This is a genomic window from Luteibacter sp. SG786, from assembly GCF_011759605.1.
In the GTDB taxonomy this organism is placed as follows: domain Bacteria; phylum Pseudomonadota; class Gammaproteobacteria; order Xanthomonadales; family Rhodanobacteraceae; genus Luteibacter.
On the sequence record NZ_JAAOYX010000001.1, the window covers coordinates 803,248 to 819,559 of the forward strand.

A 16,312-nucleotide genomic window follows, 5' to 3' on the forward strand; every position below is an offset into this window, starting at 1 on the left:
GCCCGAACGGAAACGGATATAACTCACACCCCTGGCACGGACGTCCGACCGCGCCTTGATCGAAAGGAGTTGGATGTGCGGCGATGGATCGTTTTGGGCACGTTGTGCCTGTGCATGCTCATGGTTGCCATGGATGCCAACATATTGCACACGGTCATGCCGACGCTGATCCGTGAACTGCGCCCGACGGCCATGGAGCAGCTCTGGATAGTGAACGCTTACGCGCTTCTGCTCGCCGGCCTGTTGATCACCATGGGCGCACTCAGCGACCGTTACGGTCGCCGTCGGATGCTCCTTTGCGGCCTGGCCGTCTTCGGCCTGGCCTCGCTCCTGGCGGAATGGGTGCGGCAACCCTGGCAGGCCATCGCTTGCAGGGCCCTCTTAGGTGTCGGTGGGGCGATGATCATGCCCACGCTCCTTTCGCTGATTCGCGAAACATTCGGCGATGCGAAGGAACGCACCATCGCCCTCTCGGCATGCGGTATGGCCGGGTGCGCAGGGGCCGCCGTGGGGCCGGTGCTCGGCGGCGCCCTGGTGCACGCTTTCGACTGGCAAGCCGCATTCCTTGTCAATGTGGCGATCGTGATGGTGGCCGTGCCGCTTGTGGCTATCACGGTGCGCGAGTCCGTCACGCCGCGTGTCGGCACGTGGGATTGGACGGGTGTCGCTCTGTCGTTCGTGGGTATGACGGCACTCGTGCAGGGGATCAAGCTGCTTGGCAAGCCTGACGCGGCAGCCGCCGATTCGGCGGCGATGGTCGCTGCCGGCATCGCGACGATGGCGTGGTTCGTGCGCCGTCAATGGAGGTCGCACGATCCCTTGCTCGACATCCGCCTTTTCGGCGTACGCGGTTTTACCGCAGGCGTCGCCGTGTATGCAGTGGTCATGTTCTCCCTGAGTTCTACGATCTTTCTGGCGTCGCAGTGGCTCCAGTTCGTGCATTGCCAGAATCCCCTTGGGGCAGGGCTTTGGCTTTTGCCGGCAACGCTTTCCGCGTTGCTCGCCGTCCTGGCGGTTCCTTACTCCCTGGCCCGTTGGCACGTGCGCGACGTGATGCTGGCCGGCATGGCATCGATCTCGGTGGCCTTGTTCATCCCGGCGCTCTACACCAGCGACTCGCTGGTACCGTTTGCCGTATCCCTGGCGTGCCTTGGTGCGGGGGTTAGCCTCGCCCTGTCGAGCGCCACCACCGTGGTGGTCATGGCTGCCCCGGCGGAACGGGCAGGCAGCGCGGCAGCGTTGCAATCCACAGCCTACGAAGTGGGCAATGTTCTCGGCATCGCCGTGGTGGGCAGCTTCGCGGCGGGCTTGTATACGCGCACCGTCCATGTGCCGGACGGGCTGGCTGCCTCCGTGGCACGGGCCGTGCGTCTATCCGTGGGCGAGGCAGAGGTGGCAGCGGCAGGTCTGCCCCAGTCGGTGGGTGTCCCGTTGCAACAGGCTGCGCGCGTCGCCTTCGACAAGGCGTTCTCGTTGTCCTGCCTTTTGGTCGGTTGCGCGATGCTGGTGTCCACCCTATCGATCTTCGCGCTCGTGCGAAAAAGCCGGTTTCACGAACGGACCGGTGTGGAGGCCTCGTGCTCATAAGGGGCTTGCCGACCGTGGCCCGCCTATCCGGGCTCACGGTTAACTGACGTCAATCCGGGCGCACGCGGATCAGGCCTTCCTGCGCTGTCGAAGCGATGAGAACGCCGTCGCGCGTGTAGATAGAGCCACGTGCCAGGCCGCGAGCGCCTTGTGAGGTCGGGCTGTCGAACGAGTACAGCAACCACTCGTCGATGCGAAACGGACGGTGGAACCACAGCGCATGGTCCAGGCTGGCCATTTGCATGTTCCGCGTGAGGTAGGAAATGCCGTGCGGCAGCGTGGCGGTACCGATCAGGTGGAAGTCGGATGCATACGCAAGCAGCGCCTGGTGCATCGATGGCGTGTCGTCGATGGGTGCCGTGAGACGGAACCATATGTGCTGGTAAGGGGGCCGCTTTGCCGGGCGAAGCTCGTCCCTGGGCCATACGTGACGGAACTCGAAGGGGCCGTCGACACCGAGCCAGCGCTGGGTCTTTTCAGGCAGCCGGCCGAGTTGCTCGACGGAAACCGCGGGCATCGGTTCCACGTCTTCCGGTGCCGGCACTTCAGGCATGGAAATCTGGTGCTCGTAGCCCGTTTCCGGTACCTGGAACGAAACGGAACTGTTGAGGATGGGCTGGCCGTGCTGGATGGCGACCACGCGTCGCGACGAGAACGAGCCGCCGTCGCGGGTGCGCTCCACGCTGTAGACGATGGGCGCATTGATGTCGCCGGCGCGCAGGAAATACGCGTGCAGCGAATGGGCCTCGCGATGCGGGTCCACGGTGCGCTGCGCGGCCGACAGCGCCTGGCCCAATACCTGGCCGCCGAAGACAAAGCGCGTGCCGATGTCGCGGCTCTGGCCCCGGAACAGGTTGTCCTCCAGTCGTTCGAGTTCGAGCAATTCGACGAGTTCGCCGACGTGGTTGTCCGACATGGGGTCCCTTGGATGTGACGGTGATACTGGGGGCGGAAGTATACCGGGGCTAGGCCGTGAGCCGGCCCAGCCGGGCGGCGTCGTAAGCGCGGGCCCAGGGGAACTGCGGACCGGGATCGCGCTTGCGGGGCACCTCGTTCTCCGGGTCGTCGCTCGCGGGCACCATGGCCGTGTCCAGGTCCTCGTGCCCCGCGATGTGGCGCAGCGAGGGGAAACGCTCCACGAGGTGGTCGAGCAGGGCGCGCAGGGCCGCGATCTGGCGTTCCGGGTAAGGCTCGGTCATGGTCTGCCGCGCCGAATGGAACCAGTCGGGATAACGGCCGGTGTTCACCAGTTCGATGCCGATCGAGCGCGGGTTGTAGCCACGGGTGTGGTGGGCGACGCGCAGCGGGTCGACGTAGCAGAGCACCGAGCCGTCGCGGTCGATGTAGTAGTGGCCGCTGTTGCCGGCGCCCGAATCGTAGAGCACGCGCTCGCCGTACTCGCGGGCCATGGCCAGATCGGGCAGTTCGGTGCAATGGATGACGACAAGGTCGATCTCGTCCGGAAGACGCTCGGGCAGGCGGGATTCGTAGGGCAGGGGGGCATGGAGAATGTCGATCATGCCGCTTTGATAACATAGCCGGTCATTCCGCGTACGGAGACCGCCATGCGCGGCCATATCATCCTTTCCCACGGTTCCGATTCCGGCCCCGACGCCACCAAGGTGAGTGCCCTCGCCGCCGTCGCCGAATCGCTCGGCTGGAGCACGGCGCGGCCGGATTACCGAGAGGACGATGCCCGGGGTCACGCGGGGTCCATCGATCCGCGCCTGGCGCGCCTGGCCGCCGCGATCTCGGCATCGCCGACGCCCCCGGTCCTGGTCGGGTCGAGCATGGGCGCCTTCGTTTCCGGCCTCGCCTCGCTGGATGCGCCGGTGGCGGGCCTTTTCCTGCTCGCCCTGCCCACGCGCATTCCGGGCTATCCACGCTCCTTCGCTGTGCGGCCTGGCGTGCCGTCCTTCCTTGTGCATGGGTACGCCGACGACGTGTGCCCGCTCGACGAGGCGCTGGCGTTCGCCAGCGGCCACGCCATGCCCGCCCTGCTGGTGCAGGACGACCATCGCCTCGGCGCGAGCCTTCCCGACATCGAGGCGGCCTTCCGCCGCTTCCTGGACACCCTGGCATGACTGCTTTTTTCGCCACCTGTCCCAAGGGGCTGGAATACCTTCTCAAGGACGAACTGGTCGCCCTGGGTGCCGGCGACGTGCGCGAGGCCCTGGCGGGGGTGTCCTTCACGGGCACCATGGAAACCGCGTATCGGGCCTGCCTCTGGTCGCGCATGGCCAGCCGCGTGCTTCTGCCCCTGGCCGAGTTCGACGCTGCCGATCCCGACGCGCTCTACGCGGGCGTGCAGGCCATCGATTGGGCGGAGCACCTCGCTGCGCACGGCACGCTGGCCGTGGATGCCAACACGGCCCAGAGCAAGCTCACCCATAGCCAGTTCATCGCGCTGAAGACCAAGGACGCCATCGTCGACCAGTTCCGCGCCGCCAGCGGCGCCCGGCCCGACGTCGACCCGGAAGAACCGGACCTGCGGATCAACGTGCGCCTCCGTCGCGACCGCGCCACGGTCTCGATCGATCTTTCCGGTTCGCCGCTGCATCGCCGCGGCTGGCGCGAGCAGCAGGGCGAGGCCCCGCTGAAGGAAAACCTCGCCGCCGCGATGCTCGTCCGCGCGCAATGGCCGCGCATCTATGCGGAGGGCGGCGCGCTTGTCGATCCGATGTGTGGCTCCGGCACCCTGCTGATCGAGGGGGCGCTCATGGCCGCTGGCGTGGCGCCGGGTCTGCGCAGGGACTACTACGGGTTCCTGGGTTGGCTGAAACACGATTACGCGCTCTGGCGCACGATCTACGACGAAGCGAAGGCGCTCGCCGACGAGGGGATGCGCAGCTTGCGGCCGGTGTTCTTCGGTAGCGACTCGGACCCGCACATGGTGCAGACCGCGAAGCGCAACGCGCAGAGCGCGGGCGTGGCCGGTTTCGTCCATCTGGACCGTCGCGACGCGGTTCACGTGGAGCCGCCGCCGGACGCCCCGCTGGGCCTGGTCATCACCAATCCGCCCTACGGCGAGCGGCTGGGCGATCGGGCCGAACTACCGGTGCTGTATCGCGAACTGGGACAGGCGTTGAAGGACCGCTTCGCCGGTTGGCGCGCGGCGGTGCTCGCGGGCGACGAAGAACTCGGACGTGCCCTGCGTCTCAGTCCGGACAAGCGCTACGCGCTGTACAACGGCGCGTTGGAAACCCCGCTCCTCACGTTCTCGCTCCGCGCCCGCGACGAGGCTCCGCGCGAAGCGAAGCCGCTCTCCGCCGGCGCGCAGATGCTGAAGAACCGGCTGGAGAAGAACGTCCGTCACCTGCGCAAGCGGCTGGCTCGCGAAGGCATCACCTGCTGGCGGGCCTACGACCAGGATCTGCCGGAATACGCCGCAGCCATCGACGTGTACGAGGACTGGCTGCACATCCAGGAGTACAAGGCGCCGCAGGACGTACCGGCGGACGTTGCCCGCATCCGTGTGCGCGAGATCGTGCGCGTGGCAGGCGAAGTGTTCGGCACGCCGCGCGAACGGATCGCTGTGAAGACGCGCGAACGCGGCAAGGGCGGTTCCAAGTACGGCCAGTTCGACCAGAAGGGCGAGTTCGTCGAGGTGCACGAGGGCGGGCTCACCTTCCTCATCAACCCCACCGATTACCTGGACACAGGACTGTTCCTGGACCACCGCCTCGTTCGGGCGCGCATCCGGGAACTGGCCGCGGGCAAGCATTTCCTGAACCTGTTCGCGTACACGGGCACGGCCAGCGTCTATGCGGCGGCGGGCGATGCGCGGGACACCACGACGGTCGACCTGTCGGGCACCTACCTCGACTGGGCGTCGCGCAACCTCGCGCTGAACGGCTTCACTGGGAACCGTCACCGCCTGGTGCAGGAAGACGCGTTCACGTTCCTGCGCAATCGCTCCATGCAGTACGGGCTGATCTATGTGGATCCGCCCACCTTCTCGAACTCCAAGAAGGCGGAGGATTTCGACGTCCAGCGCGACCACGTGGAGCTCCTGTTGCTGTGCGCGGAGCGCCTGCTGCCCGACGGCGTGATCGTATTCTCGAACAATTTCCGCCGTTTCCAGCTTGATCGCGCCGCGCTGGAGCCCCACCTTTCCATTGAGGACTGGAGCGCTGCGAGCATTCCGTTCGACTTCGCGAGGCGCCACGACATCCACGGTTGCTGGCTGCTTCGCAAGCCGTTCGTTAACCCATGGAAAACGTGAAGGGAAGGTCGAGAAAACTTCAGTCCGGATTCAGCGCCACAGCGCGAATCTGCGCTCGACACCCGGAGGTAACTGTCATGAAAGGTAAGTTCGTCAAGTCGAGTCTGGCCCTCGCCGCTGCGGGTCTGATGGCTTTCGCGCCTGGCGCGTTCGCACGTGGGCACGGCTATTACGGCGGCTACCATGGCGGCTACGGCTACCACGGTGGGTACTATCGCGGCGGCTACGGCTACCCCGGTTACTATCATGGCCATGGCCACTACGACAGCGCGGGTCGCTGGATCGCCGGTGCGATCGTTGCCGGTGCGGTGGTCGGTCTGGTCGCCAATGCGACCGCGCCTCGCACGGTCGTCTACGACCGGCCCGTCTACTACAGCCGTCCGGCCACCGTGGTCTACGAAGACGCGCCGGTGGTTACCCGTCGCGTAACGACCACGACGACCTACGTCGACGACGGCTACGGCACACGCTACGTCCGCGACGACGGCTATTGATTGTCCGTTCGGACGAACGAGAAGCCCGGCTGCAAGCCGGGCTTTTTTTTCGCGTATTTCCGGGGTGCGTGTGTGACGTCGTATCGTGGAGTCAGTGTGGGGTTCGCTTCGTAGGTTTGGCTCGCCTTGCGGCCTCGCTCGCGGCGCCTGTGCCGTGGCTTGAGAGCCAGTACCCGTTCCCCTCGCCGCGAAGACTTACGTCGTTCCTTGCGAACGGAGAGCCGCTGCGCGGCTAGTGTCTTATGGCTTCGCCGCGGCGGACCCGGGCGTCCGGGCGGGGGGGCTTCGACTCGGCGTCCTGCCTCGGCGAAGACGGCCGGCCATCCAGGCCGGCCCCCTTCGGGCCTCTTCCGCCCGGCCACCCTCGACTCCAGACATCGCGGCGAGGGGAACGGGTACTGGCAGCGGACGGTGCGGGGTGTTGGTGGGAGAGCCGGAGCAGGAGCCGATGGCTGCTCTCGCATCTTGTCGGGCGAGGCGCTGGGTGCCTGCTTTCGCAGGCACGACGGTAGGTGGGGACGCTGCGATACCGTCGCGTCGTGCTCTTGTGGGAGCCGCTTCGCTTTGTGTGGGAGCCGCTTCAGCGGCGATGGGTGCTCGCGGCAAGATGGCCCGCTGCCGCGGGATCGCCGGCGTAGCCGGCTCCCACAGAGAGCGTCGCGAATCGTCTCTCGTGCGGATGGGGGAATTGTAGGAGCGCGCCTTGCGCGCGACATGTTTTGAGGCCGAAACCTGGGAACTGACGCCAAGCCACGTACTACACACTACGCGCCGCCAGAACTTTTTATCCCGACGACAGGGACGTGGCGAGCCTGCGAATGCCTTCGCGGATGTCGGGAAGGGTCATCTGGGCGTAACCGAGCAGCAGGCCCGGGCGGGCGTGGCGAAGGAAATAGCCTGAAACGGGGTACACGCCTACGTCATGGCTTGCAGCGGTGTCGATGGCTCGACGCTCGTCGGAACTGGCCGGCAGCCACAGCACGACGTGCGCGCCTGCGCCCGCGCCGGTCGTGCGCAATGTGCTTCCCCAGGTCGTGTCCATGGCGTCGAGCAGTGCATCGCGGCGTGTCGCCAGGCTGCGGCGAACGCGGCGGAGATGGAGTTCGTAGCTTCCCGAGTCGATGAACTCGGCGAGGACACGTTGTTCAAGTCCCGCCGTATGACGATCGGCAAGCCATTTCGCGGCTTCGAACACACCGACGAGAGCCTTGGGCACGATCAAGTAACCGATGCGCAGCGCCGCAAACACCGTTCGCGAGAATGTGCCGACGTAGATGACCCTGGTGCCCCCATCCAGGCCTTGCAGCGATTCCAGCGGTTGCCCGTCATAGCGGAACTCGCCGTCGTAGTCGTCTTCCACCACCACGGCACCGCACCGGTTCGCCCAGTCGAGTATCGCTAGCCTGCGTGCCATCGTCAGCGCGCCGCCGGTGGGGAATTGGTGGGAGGGAGTCAGGAACAAGGCGCGAGCCGAAGGCGGCAGCTTGCCTGGATCAAGCCCTGCCTCGTCGACGTCCACCGGACAAAGCCGGGCGCCGGACGCCGCGAGGATCGCCCGGGTACCCTGGTAGTGGGGGTTCTCGATGGCGACCGCGTCCCCGGGGTCGACCAGCACGCGGACGACGAGGTCGATGGCCTGCTGCGAACCGTTCACCACGATGACCTGCGACGGCTCGCAGGACACGCCCCGCGAGCGTCTGACATGGGTGCAGATCGCTTCCCGCAGGCTCGGATGGCCGGCGGCCGGGCCATAGTCGAGTTCGCGCGTCGAGGCCTGCCTTGCGTGCTTCGTCAGGAGCCGCCGCCAGCGCGCGAACGGGAAGTCGGCGACGTCGCTGCGGCCATAAGCGAAGTCGTACCGCCGCCAGGCGCGGGTTGCGGGAAAGACGAAGCCTTCGGATGGCGCGGCCGACAGGTGCCGGCCGTACCGGGACAGGTCGATGGCGGCGGCAGGGCGTTCGGGCGCCTTTGCCGCGACCTCGGGCGAGACGAAACATCCCGAGCCGCGACGGGCGGCGATGTAGCCCTCGGCCTGGAGCTGTTCGAAAGCGGTGACCACGACGGAGCGCGAGACGCTCCACTGCTCGGCGAGGTCCCTCGTGGAGGGAAGCCGATCGCCTGCGCCCAGGCGACCCGAGCGGATCGCATGGCGAACGCCCTCGAAGATCTGCCGGCCAAGAGGGCTACCTGGATGAAGTGGTATGGACAATTCCATAAAAAGTGGCTCTTCAACAAGACCACTATAGCGGCCACCATCGCTGTGTCCATAATGAAATTGGGGGTGGGTCTTGGAGCACACGTCGCGCTCGGAGTTGAGGCAACTCGCTGCCCGCGGCACGCACGATTGGGCGGTCATCGCCGCGATCCTGGATGCGGGCTTCATGGCCAGCATCGCCTTCGCAAGCGAGGGACAGCCCTTCGTCCTGCCCATGCTGTACGGCCGCGACGGCCGCACATTGTTCCTTCACGGCGCGGCCAGCGCGCGCATCATGGGGGAGCTACGCGGCGCCATTCCCGTCTGTGTCTCGGTCACCTTGGTGGATGGTTTGGTGCTCGCGCGCTCCGCGTTCAATCACTCGCTGAACTACCGCTCCGTAGTGGCGTTCGGTGGCGCCCGACCCGTCGAAGAACCTCGCGCGAAGCTCCGCGCACTACGCATCCTTTCCGATCATCTGCTGGCGGGCCGTTGGGAAGACGTGCGCGGCCCGACACGGGCCGAACTCACGCAGACAGCCGTCCTGCAGCTCGATATCGAAGAGGCGTCCGCCAAGGTGCGCACGGGCCCGCCGGTCGATGACGACGCGGACCTCGGTCGCGCGGTCTGGGCTGGCGTGCTGCCGCTCTCCATGTCCGCGGCGGCTCCGGTCGCCGATCCGTTGCTGGACCCCGCCATTGGCGCACCGGCCTACCTTGGGTGTCCCGGCGAGTTCGCGGCCGTGCGTACATCGGCAGGAAAGGCTGCCTCGTGACGCCCCGGCATCTTGTCGCGGCGCTGTGCCTCGCGTTGGCAGGCCCTCGGGTCGTCGCCGTGGAACAGGGCTTGCCGACGCCTGCGCCGGACGGACAGCACGATTTCGATTGGGAATGGGGGCGGTGGTTGACGAAAGTGCGCGTGCTGCAAAACCCGCTTTCGGGCGAACCCGCCAGATGGGCCGAGTTTTCGGGTACGAGCGTCGTCACGCCGCTGCTCGACGGCAAGGCCAACTTCGTCGAGCTGAAGGTGAAGGGCGCCGGCGGAACCATCGAGGGCGGCTCGCTACGTCTCTACAGCCCGCGTTCCCATCAATGGAGCCTCAATTTCGCGAATGCTCGCGATGGCCTGCTGACAGCCCCGGTTTACGGCCGATTCGACAAGAAGGGCGTCGGCACCTTCGCCGGCACGGACACGGCGAACGGCAAGGCAATCCTGGTGCGTTTCGTCGTCACGCGCCCGTCCGCCGATTCGGCCCGGTTCGAGCAGGCCTATTCGGCGGACGGCGGAGCGACGTGGGAACTCAACTGGATCGCGACGGACACCCGCGTACGGTAGGAGCGATCAGCGCACCATGCCGTTCGGCTCCGCGCCCGACCCCTTGCGCTGGGCATTCTTTTCCAGGCGCTTGTATGTTTCCTTGTCGATCTTCTCGACGGTGCCGATCTGGCACGGCGGATCGTCGCGGCGCACGATCTGTTCGTTGATGCTGCCGCAGATGCGCATGGGGGCGACGGCCTTGATGTTCTCGGCGGCGCGGAAACGGATGCCGCCGCCGAGGTCCATGCGGGGGCAGTCGGCGGTGGTCGTGATCTTGAAGAAATTGGGGCCGTTCGCGACGACCACCGTGCGGTTATCCACCATGGCCCAGTTGCTGATGCGGTCCGTGCGCATGCAGTCGGCCACCGGGAGTTCCTTGCGTGCCTGGGGCCGAGCGTCCTGTGCCTGCACGGCGCAGGTGAAGAGCAGCGAAGCGGCGAGAAGGTAACGGACGTTCATGGCGCATCCTCCGGGGCGAGTGGCCCACGTTAAGCCCGAACGGGCCCGGAGGCGAGAGTGCAGGCGGTCCAGGTGCACCGGTCGTTAAGCTGGTGGCAGGCTGCGCTCACGTTCGTTGAACGTTTCCTAGGGCATCGTCTCCGAGCATCGCCGTCCCCACCGGCCGTATCGGAACCGCCGCATGTCCGTCCGCCCGCTAGGCATTTCCTCGACCTCGCCTGCCCGCGCGGACCTCGCCCGCCGCTTTCTCCGCATCCGCCATCGCTCCGAGGCACTGGCGGCGCCGTTGCGGCCTGAGGATACGGTCGTGCAGTCGATGCCGGATGCCAGTCCGACGAAGTGGCACCTGGCCCACACCACCTGGTTCTTCGAGCAGTTCGTGCTCGGCCGGGATCCGGACTACGTGCCGGCGAATCCCGAATGGCATTTTCTCTTCAACTCCTACTACCAGTCCGTGGGCCCGATGCACGCACGTCCCCGGCGCGGCATGCTCACGCGCCCCGCGCTGGACGAGGTGCTGTCGTATCGCAGGCGCGTCGACGATGCCGTTGCCGAACGCATCGAGCGCGGCGACGACGACGAATTGTCGGTGCTTGTCGAACTTGGGCTGCAGCATGAGCAGCAACACCAGGAGCTTCTGCTCACCGACATCAAACACGCGTTCGCGCAGAATCCGTTGCAGCCCGTCTATCGGTCAGATGCGATGCGTGCCGTTTCGGTCGCACCGCGCCCGCTCGAATACCTGCCTTTCGACGAAGGCGTGGTGACGATCGGGCACGACGGCAACGGTTTCGCCTTCGACAACGAGGGGCCGCGTCATCGCACCTACAGGCAGGCAGGCGCCATCGCCAATCGTCCGGTCACGAACGCGGAGTTCATGGCTTTCGTGAACGACGGCGGATATCGGGAGCCGACGCTGTGGCTCTCCGACGGATGGGCCACGGTGCAGAGCGAGGGATGGGAAAGGCCGCTGTACTGGGACGACGCGCTCGAGACGGAATTCACGCTGCAAGGCCGCTGCGCCATCGATCCGCACGCGCCCGTGTGCCACGTCAGCTATTTCGAGGCCGACGCGTTCGCTCGCTGGGCCGGTGCGCGCCTGCCCACCGAAGTGGAGTGGGAGACGATGGCGAATGGCATCCCCGTGCAAGGGAACCTTCAGGACAGCGATATGTTCCAACCCGTTGCTTCCCCATCCGACGGCGGTCTTGCGCAGATGTTCGGCGACGTTTGGGAATGGACGATGAGCCCCTATATCAGTTATCCGGGCTTCCGGCCCTTGGCCGGCGCGCTGGGTGAGTACAACGGCAAGTTCATGAACGGGCAGTGGGTCCTGCGCGGTGGCTCTTGCGCCACCCCTGCCGACCATATTCGTGCCACTTACCGAAATTTCTTTCCTCCCCATGCCCGCTGGCAGTTTTCGGGGATACGACTGGGAACCGATCGATGAGCGCTCAACCCAAGGACATCCGCGTAGACGACCGTCATCCGGATGTAGAGGACACCCTGGAGGTCGTGCGGCGCGGACTCTCCGCCAAACAGAAAAAACTCCCCTCGCGGCTCTTCTACGATGAGCGCGGTTCCGCGCTTTTCGAGCGGATCTGCGAGCAGCCGGAGTACTACCTCACGCGCACCGAGATCGCGATCATGCGCGACCATGCCGCGGACATCGCGCAGGTACTGGGCCCCGACGTGCGCCTGGTGGAATACGGCAGCGGCAGCGGCATCAAGACGCGCATGCTGCTCGAACACCTGCAGACGCCGGTCGCCTACGTGCCGGTGGAAATATCGCGTAGCGCGCTGATGGAAAGCGTGGCCGGGCTGGCCTCCCGCTTTCCCGACGTGCCCATGCAGCCGGTGTGCGCCGACTTCACCCAGCCGCTGCGTCTGCCTGTGGCGGCGCGGCCGCCACGTCGCACGATCATCTATTTCCCGGGCTCCACGATCGGCAACTTCGAAGCGAAGGACGCGATCCGCATCCTTCGGCAGATGCGAGCGGAGATGAGCGTGGGTGGGGGCGTGCTGATCGGTGTCGACCTCAAGAAGGACCCGGCACAGATCGAAGCTGCCTACAACGATGCGGCCGGCGTTACGCGCGAATTCACCTTGAACATGCTCGTGCGCCTGAACAACGAGGTGGGCACCGACTTCGACGTCTCCGCATTCCGTCACCGCGCACGTTACAACGCACTGGCAGGGCGTATCGAAACGGATCTCGTGAGCACGAGGCGCCAGGAAGTGCATGTCGGTGGCGACACCTTCGCGTTCCGCGAAGACGAACCCATGCACGTGGAATACAGCTGCAAGTATTCGCTCGACGACTTCGCCCAGATGGCGGGAAAGGCGGGCCTTTCGGTGGCACAGGTCTGGACGGACGACGAGCAGCGTTTCAGCGTGCAGTACCTGGTCAGAGCAGACCCCGCCGGCTAGAACCCTTTGCCTCGCCGACAGGGTCGGCTCCTACCGGGGAAGGAACCAAGCCGTGGGTTTCCTTCGTAACCTGGTGGGAGCCGACCCTGTCGGCGATCCATCGTCAGCCGGGGCGGGGCGCGCCGAGCGCAACCAGCAGATCCTGCGCCGCACGGATGCGCTCGGTCGAACCGGGCAATTCCATCAGCACGCGAAGCTTGTCCTGCCCGTCCATCTTGTAGATCCGCGGCTGCTGCTGGATCAGCTTGATCAAGGCCATCGGATCGATATCGGGCTTCTCGCGGAAGGTGACGCGCCCCCCATTCGGGCCGAAGTCGAGCTTGCGCACACCCAGCGGCGTGGCCATCAGTTTCAGTTGCGCGACGGCGAAAAGGCATTTCGTCTGATCGGGCAGCAGTCCGAAACGGTCGATCATCTCCACCTGCAGTTCGCGAAGGCCGTCCTCGTTGCGCGCGCTGGCGATGCGCTTGTACAGCGTGAGACGCGTATGCACGTCGGGCAGGTAGTCCTCCGGAATGAGGGCCGGCAAATGCAGCTCTACTTCCGTTTCGTGTTCGGAGGTAAGGTCGAAATCGGGCACCTTCCCAGACTTCAGCGCGCGAACCGCGCGGTCGAGCAATTCCGTGTACAGCCCGAAACCGATTTCCTGGATCTGGCCCGACTGTTCCTCGCCCAGCATCTCACCGGCGCCGCGAATTTCGAGATCGTGCGTGGCCAGGGTGAAGCCGGCGCCCAGTTCTTCCAGTGACGCGAGAGCCTCCAGCCGCTTTTCCGCGTCGGCGGTCATGGCTTTCCGGTCCGGCACGATCAGGTAGGCGTATGCGCGGTGATGAGAGCGGCCCACGCGCCCGCGCAGTTGGTGCAGCTGGGCGAGACCGAACCGGTCCGCGCGATTGACGACGATCGTGTTGGCGGTGGGAATGTCGATGCCGGATTCGATGATCGTGGTGGAAACGAGCACGTTGAAGCGTTGGCGATGGAAGTCGGCCATCACTTCCTCGAGTTCACGCTCGGGCATCTGCCCATGCGCCACGCGAATGCGCGCCTCAGGCACCAGTTCGCCCAGTTCGCGCGCGGTGCGGTCGATCGATTGCACTTCGTTGTGGAGGAAATAGACCTGGCCGCCGCGCGCCAGCTCGCGCTGGATCGCCTCGCGGATCAACGCGGGCTGGTAGGTCGAGATCAACGTGCGCACGGCCGTGCGGTGCGCGGGCGGAGTAGCGATGATGGACAGGTCGCGCAGTCCGCTCATGGCCATGTTCAGCGTGCGCGGGATAGGTGTGGCGGTAAGGGTCAGCAGATCCACCTCCGCCCGCAGCTTTTTCAGCTGCTCCTTCTGGCGCACGCCGAAACGCTGTTCTTCGTCGACGATGACGAGCCCGAGGTTCTTGAAGCGGATGTCCGCCTGCAGCAGCTTGTGCGTGCCCACCATCACGTCGATCTGGCCTTCGGCCAGGCGTTCCAGGGCTGCGTCCACTTCCTTCTTCGACTTGAAGCGCGACAGTACCTCGACCCGCACCGGCCAGTCGGCGAAGCGATCGGCGAAATTGCGATAGTGCTGCTGCGCGAGCAGGGTGGTGGGCACGAGGACGGCCACCTGTTTTCCAGCCGTTGCGGCGGCGAACGCCGCGCGCAGCGCCACTTCCGTCTTGCCGAAGCCAACGTCGCCGCAGACCACGCGATCCATGGCGCGCGGCGCGGCGAGATCGACGATCACCGCGTCGATCGCCGCCTGCTGATCGGGTGTTTCCTCGAAGGGGAACGTGGCCGCGAATTCCTCGATCATCTGGCGGTCGACCGGCAAGGCTTCGCCCTGGCGGGCTTCACGCTGCGCGTAGATCGCCAGCAGCTCCGCCGCGACGTCGCGCACTTTCTCCGCGGCCTTCTTGCGCGCGCGTTCCCAGGCGTCGCCGCCGAGCGAATGCAGGGGCGCCAGCTCGGGCGCGGTGCCCGTGTAACGGCTGACAAGGCCGAGCTGGGCCACGGGCACGTAGAGCTTGTCGCCCTTTGCGTATTCGATGGTAAGGAACTCGCCGGGCATGTCGCCGACGTCGAGCGAGACGAGGCCCTGGTAACGGCCCACGCCGTGATCGATATGCACGATGGGCGAGCCGATCGACAGCTCCGTGAGGTCCTTGATGATGCTTTCCGGATCGCGCGCGGCGCCGGCGCGGCGCTTGCGATCCGTGCGCACGCGTTCGCCGAACAGTTCGCGTTCGGTGAGCACGGTGAGCGCAGGCTCCTTCAGCGCGAAGCCTTGTTCCAGCGACGCGGCCGTTATCGCCAGCGGTTCGCCACGGGCGAGGAAGTCCTTCCAGCCATCCACGTTCGCCGGTTTGAGGCCGGCGCCGGCAAGCTGTTCGATCAATGCTTCGCGACGGCCAGCGGAATCGGCGGCGACCAGCACACGGCCCGGATAGTTCTTCAGGAAGTGCCGCAGTGCGGTGCCGGGTTCCTCGCCCTTGCGGTTAAGGGGTACCTCCGGCGCGGGCAGGGTCCCGAGGTCCACGGCGTGCTCGTGGTCTTTTCCAACGACATCGACCCGGACCTGACGGTTGAGGCGCTCGCGCAGTTGTTCCGGCGGCAGGTAGATCTCCGCCGGCGGGAGCACGGGGCGTTCGATGTCGTGCGCGCGCTGTTCGTAGCGCTCGCCAACCTGCGTCCAGAACTGCTCGGAGGACTCCAGCGCGCCCTCGCCGAGCACGAACAGCGCGTCGCCGGCGATGTAATCGAACAGGGTTTCCGTGGTCTTGAAGAACAGCGGCAGGTAGTACTCGATGCCGCCGGGCGTGACGCCTTCCTTCATGTCCTGGTACAGCGGGCAGCGCCGGATGTCGATGGGGAAGCGTTCGCGCAGGTTTGTCCGGAAATCCTTGGCGGCTTCCTCGGTTACCGGGAATTCGCGGGCGGGAAGGAGATCCACACCTTCGACCTGGTGCTGGGAACGCTGTGTCTCGGTGTCGAATGTGCGGATCGACTCGATTTCGTCATCGAACAGTTCCACCCGGTAGGGCTCGCTGGCGCCCATCGCGTAGATGTCGATCAGCGCGCCACGCACGGCGAAGTCGCCGGGCTCGCTTACCTGGGGCACGTTGCGGTAGCCGGCGGCCTCGAGGCGACGCTGTTCCGCGGCGAGGTCGAGCTTCTGGCCCTTGCGCAGCACCAGGCCGGAGCCCGTGACGTGGGTGCGCGGCGCGATCCGCTGCATGAGCGTGGCCACGGGCACGACCAGCACGCCGCGCCGGGTCGACGGAAGGCGGTACAGGGTGGCGATGCGTTGCGAGACAACCTCGGGGTGCGGACTGAAGACGTCGTACGGCAGGGTTTCCCAATCCGGGAAATGCAGCACGGCGAGATCGCCGGCGAACACGGCCAGTTCGCTTTCCAGGTTGTCCGCACTGCGGGTGTCGCGCACCACCACCACGAGCAGGCCCGCGTGGGCGCGCGCGGCCTCGGCTACCTCCAGCGCCCAGGACGAACCGTGCGGAGCGGTCCAGTAACGGCGGGTCTTGGCGTTGACGGGAAGCGGCGGGCTGGGAAGCGTGGCGGGCATGGAATCGGGCTTGGGCCTTGCGGACAAGCGTTCGATTGTACTACCGCCTTGGG

The 16,312-nt window shown here is 66.1% G+C and carries 13 protein-coding genes; 8 read left to right on the forward strand and 5 right to left on the reverse strand.

Translation table 11 applies throughout. From position 1 onward, the window contains the following. Positions 1 to 18 precede the first annotated feature (18 nt). Positions 19 to 1,587 carry an MFS transporter gene (locus FHS47_RS03470; protein ID WP_343203520.1) on the forward strand — a complete coding sequence of 523 codons (1,569 nt, stop codon included), beginning with the start codon at positions 19 to 21 and terminating at the stop codon, positions 1,585 to 1,587. A 49-nt stretch (positions 1,588 to 1,636) separates the two neighbouring features. On the opposite strand, the gene tesB is transcribed toward FHS47_RS03470, so the two are convergent. Both tesB and FHS47_RS03480 read right to left on the reverse strand, forming a co-directional pair. After that, positions 1,637 to 2,503 carry an acyl-CoA thioesterase II gene (gene tesB, locus FHS47_RS03475; RefSeq protein ID WP_167023002.1) on the reverse strand — a complete coding sequence of 289 codons (867 nt, stop codon included), beginning with the start codon at positions 2,501 to 2,503 and terminating at the stop codon, positions 1,637 to 1,639. A gap of 49 nt (positions 2,504 to 2,552) precedes the next feature. Then, positions 2,553 to 3,107, reverse strand: a complete 555-nt coding sequence (locus FHS47_RS03480; RefSeq protein WP_167023004.1) for an N-acetylmuramoyl-L-alanine amidase — start codon at positions 3,105 to 3,107, stop codon at positions 2,553 to 2,555. Positions 3,108 to 3,152: 45 nt separating this feature from the next. Here FHS47_RS03480 and FHS47_RS03485 point away from each other — a divergent pair, with 45 nt between their 5' ends. The 3 genes from FHS47_RS03485 (at position 3,153) to FHS47_RS03495 (ending at position 6,306) form a co-directional block, all read left to right on the forward strand. Beyond that, positions 3,153 to 3,671, forward strand: coding sequence for an alpha/beta hydrolase (locus FHS47_RS03485; protein ID WP_167023006.1), 519 nt, complete (start codon positions 3,153 to 3,155; stop codon positions 3,669 to 3,671). Next, entirely contained in the window at positions 3,668 to 5,812 is a 2,145-nt protein-coding gene (gene rlmKL, locus FHS47_RS03490; protein ID WP_167023008.1) for a bifunctional 23S rRNA (guanine(2069)-N(7))-methyltransferase RlmK/23S rRNA (guanine(2445)-N(2))-methyltransferase RlmL, read from the forward strand. Before FHS47_RS03485 ends, rlmKL begins: the two co-directional genes overlap by 4 nt. A 77-nt stretch (positions 5,813 to 5,889) precedes the next feature. Further along, entirely contained in the window at positions 5,890 to 6,306 is a 417-nt protein-coding gene (locus tag FHS47_RS03495; protein WP_167023010.1) for a hypothetical protein, read from the forward strand. Positions 6,307 to 7,090: 784 nt separating this feature from the next. On the opposite strand, the gene FHS47_RS03500 is transcribed toward FHS47_RS03495, so the two are convergent. Beyond that, positions 7,091 to 8,521, reverse strand: a complete 1,431-nt coding sequence (locus FHS47_RS03500; RefSeq protein WP_167023012.1) for a PLP-dependent aminotransferase family protein — start codon at positions 8,519 to 8,521, stop codon at positions 7,091 to 7,093. 73 nt (positions 8,522 to 8,594) lie between these two features. Between FHS47_RS03500 and FHS47_RS03505 the strand changes: the two genes are divergently transcribed. Together FHS47_RS03505 and FHS47_RS03510 are read left to right on the forward strand one after the other, a co-directional pair. Then, complete coding sequence (locus tag FHS47_RS03505; RefSeq protein WP_208381771.1) at positions 8,595 to 9,275, forward strand: pyridoxamine 5'-phosphate oxidase family protein; 681 nt, start codon at positions 8,595 to 8,597, stop codon at positions 9,273 to 9,275. Continuing rightward, the gene (locus tag FHS47_RS03510) at positions 9,272 to 9,835 is read left to right on the forward strand and encodes a hypothetical protein (RefSeq protein WP_167023014.1); all 564 of its coding nucleotides are present in this window, start codon (positions 9,272 to 9,274) and stop codon (positions 9,833 to 9,835) included. Before FHS47_RS03505 ends, FHS47_RS03510 begins: the two co-directional genes overlap by 4 nt. A gap of 6 nt (positions 9,836 to 9,841) precedes the next feature. Here the strand turns inward: FHS47_RS03510 and FHS47_RS03515 are convergent, their stop codons facing one another. Then, complete coding sequence (locus FHS47_RS03515; protein WP_167023016.1) at positions 9,842 to 10,276, reverse strand: DUF6491 family protein; 435 nt, start codon at positions 10,274 to 10,276, stop codon at positions 9,842 to 9,844. Positions 10,277 to 10,457: 181 nt separating this feature from the next. Here FHS47_RS03515 and egtB point away from each other — a divergent pair, with 181 nt between their 5' ends. Further along, positions 10,458 to 11,726 carry an ergothioneine biosynthesis protein EgtB gene (gene egtB / locus FHS47_RS03520; RefSeq protein ID WP_167023019.1) on the forward strand — a complete coding sequence of 423 codons (1,269 nt, stop codon included), beginning with the start codon at positions 10,458 to 10,460 and terminating at the stop codon, positions 11,724 to 11,726. After that, complete coding sequence (egtD, locus tag FHS47_RS03525) at positions 11,723 to 12,706, forward strand: L-histidine N(alpha)-methyltransferase (RefSeq protein WP_167023022.1); 984 nt, start codon at positions 11,723 to 11,725, stop codon at positions 12,704 to 12,706. Before egtB ends, egtD begins: the two co-directional genes overlap by 4 nt. 103 nt (positions 12,707 to 12,809) lie before the next feature. Here egtD and mfd read toward each other — a convergent pair whose 3' ends face one another. Next, on the reverse strand, positions 12,810 to 16,259 hold the full coding sequence (mfd, locus tag FHS47_RS03530; protein WP_167023025.1) for a transcription-repair coupling factor: 3,450 nt from the start codon (positions 16,257 to 16,259) through the stop codon (positions 12,810 to 12,812). Positions 16,260 to 16,312: the final 53 nt, after the last annotated feature.

Bases quoted from the DNA above. Each gene is read 5' to 3' on its own strand.
- mfd (WP_167023025.1), bottom strand. From the start codon at position 16,259: ATGCCCGCCACGCTTCCCAGCCCGCCGCTTCCCGTCAACGCCAAGACC.
- egtD (WP_167023022.1), top strand. From the start codon at position 11,723: ATGAGCGCTCAACCCAAGGACATCCGCGTAGACGACCGTCATCCGGAT.
- FHS47_RS03515 (WP_167023016.1), bottom strand. From the start codon at position 10,276: ATGAACGTCCGTTACCTTCTCGCCGCTTCGCTGCTCTTCACCTGCGCC.
- FHS47_RS03495 (WP_167023010.1), top strand. From the start codon at position 5,890: ATGAAAGGTAAGTTCGTCAAGTCGAGTCTGGCCCTCGCCGCTGCGGGT.
- rlmKL (WP_167023008.1), top strand. From the start codon at position 3,668: ATGACTGCTTTTTTCGCCACCTGTCCCAAGGGGCTGGAATACCTTCTC.
- FHS47_RS03500 (WP_167023012.1), bottom strand. From the start codon at position 8,521: ATGGAATTGTCCATACCACTTCATCCAGGTAGCCCTCTTGGCCGGCAG.
- egtB (WP_167023019.1), top strand. From the start codon at position 10,458: ATGTCCGTCCGCCCGCTAGGCATTTCCTCGACCTCGCCTGCCCGCGCG.
- FHS47_RS03485 (WP_167023006.1), top strand. From the start codon at position 3,153: ATGCGCGGCCATATCATCCTTTCCCACGGTTCCGATTCCGGCCCCGAC.
- tesB (WP_167023002.1), bottom strand. From the start codon at position 2,503: ATGTCGGACAACCACGTCGGCGAACTCGTCGAATTGCTCGAACTCGAA.
- FHS47_RS03480 (WP_167023004.1), bottom strand. From the start codon at position 3,107: ATGATCGACATTCTCCATGCCCCCCTGCCCTACGAATCCCGCCTGCCC.